This window comes from Mesonia phycicola, from assembly GCF_900141885.1.
Taxonomy (GTDB): Bacteria; Bacteroidota; Bacteroidia; order Flavobacteriales; family Flavobacteriaceae; genus Mesonia; species Mesonia phycicola.
On the sequence record NZ_FQYY01000016.1, the window covers coordinates 1 to 7631 of the forward strand.

8 protein-coding genes are annotated in these 7631 nt (G+C 29.2%); all 8 read right to left on the reverse strand.

Going from position 1 to position 7631, the window contains the following annotated elements:
• Positions 1-316: hypothetical protein (locus BUC03_RS14470; protein WP_143159214.1), on the reverse strand; the 316-nt coding region annotated here is incomplete at its 3' end.
• Between the two features lie 155 nt (positions 317-471).
• On the reverse strand, positions 472-1092 hold the full coding sequence (locus BUC03_RS14475) for a hypothetical protein (RefSeq protein ID WP_073153695.1): 621 nt from the start codon (positions 1090-1092) through the stop codon (positions 472-474).
• Between the two features lie 5 nt (positions 1093-1097).
• Positions 1098-1352 (reverse strand): DUF2188 domain-containing protein, encoded by a 255-nt coding sequence (locus tag BUC03_RS14480; RefSeq protein WP_073153697.1) that lies wholly within the window; start codon positions 1350-1352, stop codon positions 1098-1100.
• Between the two features lie 234 nt (positions 1353-1586).
• Positions 1587-2111, reverse strand: coding sequence for a hypothetical protein (locus tag BUC03_RS14485; RefSeq protein ID WP_073153699.1), 525 nt, complete (start codon positions 2109-2111; stop codon positions 1587-1589).
• Positions 2112-2278: 167 nt separating this feature from the next.
• Complete coding sequence (locus BUC03_RS14490; protein ID WP_073153701.1) at positions 2279-3961, reverse strand: AlwI family type II restriction endonuclease; 1683 nt, start codon at positions 3959-3961, stop codon at positions 2279-2281.
• A 2-nt stretch (positions 3962-3963) separates the two neighbouring features.
• The gene (locus tag BUC03_RS14495) at positions 3964-4929 is read right to left on the reverse strand and encodes a DNA-methyltransferase (protein ID WP_073153703.1); all 966 of its coding nucleotides are present in this window, start codon (positions 4927-4929) and stop codon (positions 3964-3966) included.
• A 192-nt stretch (positions 4930-5121) separates the two neighbouring features.
• Entirely contained in the window at positions 5122-6177 is a 1056-nt protein-coding gene (locus tag BUC03_RS14500) for a YbjQ family protein (protein WP_073153704.1), read from the reverse strand.
• A gap of 134 nt (positions 6178-6311) precedes the next feature.
• Positions 6312-7313: a hypothetical protein gene (locus BUC03_RS14505; RefSeq protein WP_073153706.1), complete on the reverse strand. Its 1002-nt coding sequence runs from the start codon at positions 7311-7313 to the stop codon at positions 6312-6314.
• Positions 7314-7631 lie beyond the last annotated feature (318 nt).

A 7631-nucleotide genomic window follows, 5' to 3' on the forward strand; every position in this document is an offset into this window, starting at 1 on the left:
CTTGTTTGTAACTGTTGCTTTTAATTTCTATATCATATAGATTAACAATTACTTTATATCCATTATATATCAATTCATTGATTCGTTCCGCATTTTCGTCAGATGATTTTTTTACCATCAATTTAATTTTAATCATATAAATTATAAATGGTAATATTAAAATGATTCCAACTCCAATAAAATACCAATTTATATCTCCTGTTGGATTATATCTTCCTCTTCCGCCAACACCTGCATAAATAATTATAAACCCTAAAAATGTAAGTCCAATAAAAATCCAACTTCCAAAATCAGATAGTATTTTTTTTAAGTTCATAAATTTCTCAAATGTGTTACAACGTGTTTGTGTATGATTTCGTTGCGTGTTTAAAAACTAAAGTTAGCAAATAAATCACAGATAGAAAGTCCGCGAGGACTTTCGTAAGTAGGCAAGAACTAGCAATAAATTATACACGGTGTTACCACACGTTTTTATTCGAAGTTATCTCTTCCTTTTTTCCATTCAGAAATGTAGAGACAAAGTTCGTCCCAAGGCATATCTGCTATATCTGCATCACTCAATTCATCAGATTTAGCTATTTCAAAGAAATCTCCATTAAACTCATTGTATAATCTCCATATTTTGTTGGCACTATCAATTTTAGTTCCTTTAATCTTAAAAATCCAATTTCTCAATTTCCTTAAAGCTGTTTCAGGGTCGTCATTATGAATTTCAATATCATTGCCTGATAAATCTGAAATTGATTTTTGATAACGATATTTTATTTTATCTAAAATAAGCAAACATTTTTCATTCATATCAGCATTACCGAATCTTTTACAACCAATATCAATACCTAGTTCGAAAGGCATATTGAAACGAGCTAACTCGTTTTTTTTTGTAGATTCCATTCTTGATAAATCGTGAATGCTATATTTTGCTTGAGAAATTAAATCTTGAATACCTTCGACTCTAGAGTCTGCCGAATTTATTGTTTCTGATAATAAAGGTTTATAGCCTAGATAAATAGAGCTAAATACAATGATTTTTAGGATTGGTTTGTATTCTTTGTCAAATGGACAATTTATGAAAATATTATCTTCAAATGCCATAAAAATTATTCGGCTGTTTGAAGTTTCTCAACAGTTCCGTCAGTTTTATGAACTACTAAAACATTAGCTTGCTCAGCACTAAGAATTTTTTTACCATTCAGTATGGCATTTCTCTTTGTGTCAAATTCAGAAATTATTTTTTCCGAGCCTTCTCTAAAAACAACCCAATGTCCTTTTCTCGACATAACGTGCAGTTTTCTTCCAGATGCTCCGGCTGTTCTAAATCTAGCGCTTAATATTTTTCTTCTATCTGTTGACATAACAATTCAAATATAATGATTTAACTTTAAATAATGTACAAAAGTCATTCCAAATGTGTGGTAACGGCTTCGGCTATGATTAGTGCGGGAATAGGGAAGCGGAGGCTTTCCGATTTAGCACTAAGGCGAAGCATTTTGTTTGCTTTTATTTTTTTCTTTTCAAAAGTCAAATCAAAATGATTTGACGACATTATAAAAATACACTAACTTTTGGATTAAACACCAAAACCCGTATTAATTATAGCCATTGTTGGCATTAGTAATTCTTATTCGTTCTTCTGTTTTTCCATTATTAGAAATCAAACTTAATCCAAGTTCGTCTTTTTCCATTTTCCAATGAAACGATTCTATTCCAGTTTCAATAATTCTTATTTCGTTTTTTATTCGGTCATAAAAAATCAAATCATTATCGGCTTTAGTTCGAATTCCGTTTTTTATTGGGTTTGAATTCCATTTCTGTAGATAAATTCCATTTTCTATTCGATAGAACCAATCTCCATAAAATTCTTTCCCGAAAATATTGTTTGATTCCGTTTTGATATGAAAAAATCCAGGTCCCATCCTTAATTCTCCAGCATATTTTTTCAATATTTTTAATTCAGAGAATGAAGTTAAAATTGACCAGTTCTCTAATTCATTCTCCCATATATGATTGTACGAGTCAAATTCAATATCCGTTTTTTTATCGGTTAATGTTGGTTTAAAAAAGATAACAAAACTTATAATTAAACAAATCATTATTCCCAAAAATATTATCATTCGTTTGAGTTTTGTTTTATTAATGCCAACGGTCTTGTATAACAATCAGTTGCGGATTGTTTTAAAACTAAGATAGCTAAAATTCCCGACTTTTATGCTTGCGCGGTTGTGTCCGCAGGACACAGAGCCGCAATTGTTGTTATACGGTGTTGGGTACAGTACTTTTTTTAGGAAGCCCATTTTAAAATACTACTATCAATATTTGCACTCCAAACATTTTCGTCTTCCATTTCTTGATTATTCAACCATTGTTTTTCTAACCAATTTTTGAGTTTTTCAGGGTTATTAAATTTATTTTCAATTCCAGACTTAATAAATTCTATAAACTGGTCAATACTCAAAGGAATGATTTTGGTTTTTCCGCCATATAGTTTAGTATTAAATCTGTTTAGGTTGAAATAATGTGCTAATGTTCCTTCGCTAATTTTCGGAGCGACAAATAAGCAGTACATTTCCTTCTTTAGAAGTTCTTTTGCTTTTCCAAAATGTCTTGGTACAGACTCACTTTCCATTTTATATTGAGTGTTTCCACCTGACATTGTAACTTCTGTTATAATACCAAAATCTGTATATTCAGATTCAATATCTGGTTTTTGACCTGGAGCATAATTGAGTGGCATTCCATCAATATCCATAATAAAGTTACCATCAACTCTTTTCGCATAATTAAGCATAACTAATGCTCTCCAAACGTTCCATTCTAGGAATAAAGGAGCATCAGGCACTTCTTTTTTCTTGATTTGTTCAAATACTTCAAGAATATCTGGAAGTTCTTTATAGTCTTTTAATTCCTTTTTCTTTTCTTCTATGTTTTTAGACTTCACAGAAATTCTCAACCTGTCTAAAATATCTTTTAGTCCTTCGATTGAAATAGTTTTGTCAAATTCAGAAAGTCCTAAACTTTCAATTTGTTTAATTAATAGCTTTCTGTTGTCAGATAATAATTTAATTGAAAATGGATTGAATAAATAATTTTTGAATTCAGAAGTATTTTTGAAAACCGAAGGTTTTCTATCTACTTCTTTTAAAATGTAGTTTACTTCTTCAGTTTTTTGAGGAGAAATAATTAATCTAAAAGTTCTTTTTTGAAATGTAACTAATTCTGTAGCTCTTATATATCTGACAAATGCATCTGCATAGTCTTTCATATTTGCACGTTTAGTTTTTATGAATTTTTGCAATGAAGTATCTGAACTTTCTCTTGTTTTTAATTTTTTATCTTGTACTTCTTGATGAAAAATTTCAATTATTTCATTTTCAAAGCATTCAGCTACATACATTTTACGACTGCCTTTATATAGCTTTGAATTCTTTTGAAAATCTTTGATTTTTGAAACTACCGTTTCAAAATCATTATAGTTTGTTAATTGTGAAAAAAACAATGCAATTTCTGTTTTTGAAATACTTCCAAGTACTTTAACTAATCTTAACAATTCAAGATATGGTTTTACACTAAAATCTACTGTTCTAGATTTTGTGTGATAAGGCGAAGGTAGTTGAAATTTTAAAAGTTGCCTTGTGAATGTTTCATCTAATCTTTTTTCGGTTAATAGAAGTTTACCAGCTTCCGTAAGTTCTACTGTTGGCTTTAAATCAACAAATCCCAAAGCCTTTGGAGCTCTTGTAATCCTATCTCTAGCTGCTAAAGCAGGATTTGCAGGAAAAGAGTCTCCTTCATAATATTTTGAATCAAACAGAGTTTGAAAAAAATCAATCTGTACTTGGTCATTACCTGACCATTTTTGGCCTTCAAAATTTTCAGTTAAAATTTTAATTTCTGGAATTATTTTCTCGATTGTTCTTGGAGATGTAAAAGCAAACAATGCTTTTGTTTTACTTAAATTTGCCATAACTATTCCCAGAAAATTTTATCATCAACTGCCATTGATTTGGTTTGTATATTATCCTTTCCTGTTTCTAAAAATTCAGATATTCTTGAATTAGAAATTTCTATTGACTTGTCAGAAATATCACATCCAATGTAATTGCAATTGTTTTTTATTGCAGCAATTGCAGAAGATGCACTACCTAGAAAAGGGTCACAGACAGTAAAATTTTCTTCAGTACTAGCGTGTAGCATAGCTTGAAAAACTTCTACTGGTTTTTGGGTTGGATATTTTGAACTATGTATTCTTTTAAATCGCCAAACATCTGGAAATTTTCTATTTCTAATTTTTCGAGTATTTCCGTTTGTTGCAAAAATTATATATTCGTGTCGTCTCCTAAAATAATGTCCCATTCCTATATTTACTTTATCCCAAGTAATTAGATTTTTTACATCAAAATGACTGCGAACTACATTACCTAAACTCAAAAGAGAATAGGAGTCAAACATAATATAGATATGTCCTGTTGATTTTTTTAAAACTCTTCTGCATTCAGATAAAAATTCATTGTAGTTTTCTTCACTATCTTCAAACTCTCCAAACCATTTCCCGTTTTCTTTTCCTTTATCTGCGTACTTGCCAACTATTCGACCTTTTCCCAATTTAAGTTTATCATTCATTCCTGAATAAGCTGGGTCAGTTGCAATAACATCAACGCTGTTTGAAGGTAATTTCTTTAAGAAAGAAATAGCATCATCTTGATATATAGATACTTTATTTTTATCAGAATTATATTTAAAAGTAGCTTCTGCTTTTTTTAATCTTTTTTCGATTCTATCTTCTGTGTTTTCAATAAATGATAAGATTGTTTGAAAGTACTTTTTTGAAATTTCCTCTTCATTAACAACAGGAATGTTTTGTTTAATTATATATTCTTTTAATCGGCTTTCTGTAATTCCGTATTGTGCTACTATTTCTGATGTTTTATACATTCAATATTCTTTTTCACAAATCTACAAAATTTGATTGGTTTTTCGCTGTTCGTCCGTATTGTACCCAACGGTTTTGTATAATTTCCCAGCTAAGGGAAGGTTAGGAGTAAAGATAATAAAAAGAGCTAACTTTGACGCTTTTGCGTCTGTGTCCGCAGGACACAACTAAACCTTAGTTGGAATTATACGGTGTTAGGCAAAGTTTTTTTCTAATATTTCTAATCTATGTTTTAAATTTTCTTTTATTTCTTTCAGATTAATGTTTGAGTTTTTAAGTCCGTGAATGTCTTTATTACAACCTCTGCAAATTTCTCGTTCTAAACTGTTTTCTTTTCCACATTCGCATTTCCAAACTTCAATGTCTTTTCTTGTCAAATTGTCTAAAGTTTGGTAAAACTCAACTTTAATAGGAAATTTACTTTCCAATTTATCAATAGTTTCTTTGATTGCTTTTATGTCCGATTTGAAATAGGTTTTTTTATGAACTCCAGATATTAAAGCTCCAATATTATTTAGGTTTTGATTGTCGCTTGATAATAACAAAAGGTTTTTATCGAAGTCAACCAAGTTTAATTCTTTTGCAATGTTGAAAACTGGTTTTAAATCTTTTTCTCCATTATTTTCTAAAAATGTAAAGATTTCTGTTGTTGCTAATTCTCTATCTATATTTTCAAAAAAAGCCTTTAAGTTGTCTTTAAAATCTGTTGAGTTTGGGTTCTCTGTCAGCTTATTTAGTAAGAATGAGCTTAATTCCGAAATTTGATTTTCTATTATTAAATTCCAATTATTTTCGCTCAAATTTAGATTGTCGTTTTCTGCTTTTTTTAGAAAATTGGTTTTCAGTTCAAGTTGTTCAAAAGCTTCTAAATCAATTGATGTTGAATTATTTATTACTTCTTTGTTTTGTCTAGCAACTCGAACAGCAGTTCCCATTGCTGTAACCATTAGCATTGATTTTCCTTGAGCAGCAATTTCGTCGTTTTCGATTGTCAGTCCGATAACGTAGTTTGCTTTTAAATAATGAGCACGCTTTTTTAATTCGTAAATGGCTTGTTGATTTATTTTTTCTAATGACTTTGTGTAAGTATTTGATTTTCCACCAAAAATATCCCGAAAGCCAGATAAAAAGTCTTTAAAAAAATTCATTCCAATTACAATACTGACTGAAATCGGCTCAATATATTCTTCAATTTCTACATTTTGAAGTGAAGAAGTTGTTGTTACTTTTATGTGTTTAAAGTGTTCCATTCAAATTTTGCCTAACGTGTTTGTGTATGATTAGTGGCGTGTTTAAGGATCCAATTTAGCAAATAAAAACCGAATAGAAAATCCGTGAGGATTTTCGTAAGTAAGCGAGAACCAGCCATTAATTATACACGGTGTTAGGTGGCGTAATTTTCTAAATTAGTTTTCAATATTTGTTTTTCTTCGATTATCAGTTTATCTAATATTTTTGAATTTATTTCAGGTTTTTCCCTTGGTAAATATATTTGTTCTAGTGTTTCTATAATTTCTTTTCCAATTTTATTTCCAAAAGTATCTGTGTAAATTTCTAATGATTCTTTATGTGTTAGCTTAAATAAGTCTTTCATTTCTTTATCTCTCGTGGCAAAAAGATATATATCTTGAGATTTCTCTTCGTAGTAATACTGTGTACTCCAAAATGACAAATAAGTCAAATCCCAGGCTTCATTGTTACAAATTTTCAGAATATTTTCAAAACTCACTGTTTGTTTTTTAAAAATTTTACTTTTTTCTGCAAAAACTAAAACTGAAAAATATGAAGTGTATTTACAAATCAATATATTATTATAAACCCAGTTATGTAAAATCTTAAATTTATTTACAATTGAAATATCGTTATTAAAGTATAACTGTGAAATTTTCAGCATTTCTAAATAATGCATTTTATAATGCTCACTTTCGATGAAAAAATTATGCTCACTCTTTTCTTTGAGTTCAGCTGGTTTTATGGTTTCATTTTTTCCTAAAGCGAAATTTAGCCATTGTTTTGGACTGTACTTTTCAAAAATATTTTGAAATAAGTTGTTCTCAATATTTGCATTATAACTATTTTTTTTCTGTTGAGAATATTCAGATAATGCTATTCCTGCTGTTAGTTTTATCTGATTAAAATCTGCCCAAAAAATTAACGAACCTATGAGTTTTAGAAGAAATTTATCTTTAATTTCTCCTGTTTTCAACAATCTAATTATTGGAATTATGAAATTTCTATCTAATATCAATATGAAATTTTTATTTTCATAACCAGTGAAATCAGGATATCCAATTGGTGAAATAATAGGATGAAATATTATTTCATTATCAATTAGAAATAACGTTATTTCTTTTAATTCACTAGCCTTAATTTTAATGGACTTCATTGGCTTTTTATGACACCTAACGGTCCCGTATATTTGTCAGTTGTGGGAATTAGGAATTAAAGATAATAAAAAGAACTGAATTTGACGCATCAGCGTCTGTGTCCGCAGGACACAAAGCCACAATTGGAAATATATATTGTTAGCTAAAGTACTTTTTTCCGTTTAGAATTTCTTTTCCGCTTTATCGTTTTTGAGCTTTTCAGTCCGCTAATTTCAAATCATTATTTTGAAAACGAATTTTGAATAATTTTTTTTTATCCGTATACATTTGAAAAATAGAGTAGTGTTGAGAAAATTTTTTACCGCAACAAATTATCC

Bases quoted from the DNA above. Each gene is read 5' to 3' on its own strand.
- BUC03_RS14475 (WP_073153695.1), bottom strand. From the start codon at position 1,092: ATGGCATTTGAAGATAATATTTTCATAAATTGTCCATTTGACAAAGAA.
- BUC03_RS14480 (WP_073153697.1), bottom strand. From the start codon at position 1,352: ATGTCAACAGATAGAAGAAAAATATTAAGCGCTAGATTTAGAACAGCC.
- BUC03_RS14485 (WP_073153699.1), bottom strand. From the start codon at position 2,111: ATGATAATATTTTTGGGAATAATGATTTGTTTAATTATAAGTTTTGTT.
- BUC03_RS14490 (WP_073153701.1), bottom strand. From the start codon at position 3,961: ATGGCAAATTTAAGTAAAACAAAAGCATTGTTTGCTTTTACATCTCCA.
- BUC03_RS14495 (WP_073153703.1), bottom strand. From the start codon at position 4,929: ATGTATAAAACATCAGAAATAGTAGCACAATACGGAATTACAGAAAGC.
- BUC03_RS14500 (WP_073153704.1), bottom strand. From the start codon at position 6,177: ATGGAACACTTTAAACACATAAAAGTAACAACAACTTCTTCACTTCAA.
- BUC03_RS14505 (WP_073153706.1), bottom strand. From the start codon at position 7,313: ATGAAGTCCATTAAAATTAAGGCTAGTGAATTAAAAGAAATAACGTTA.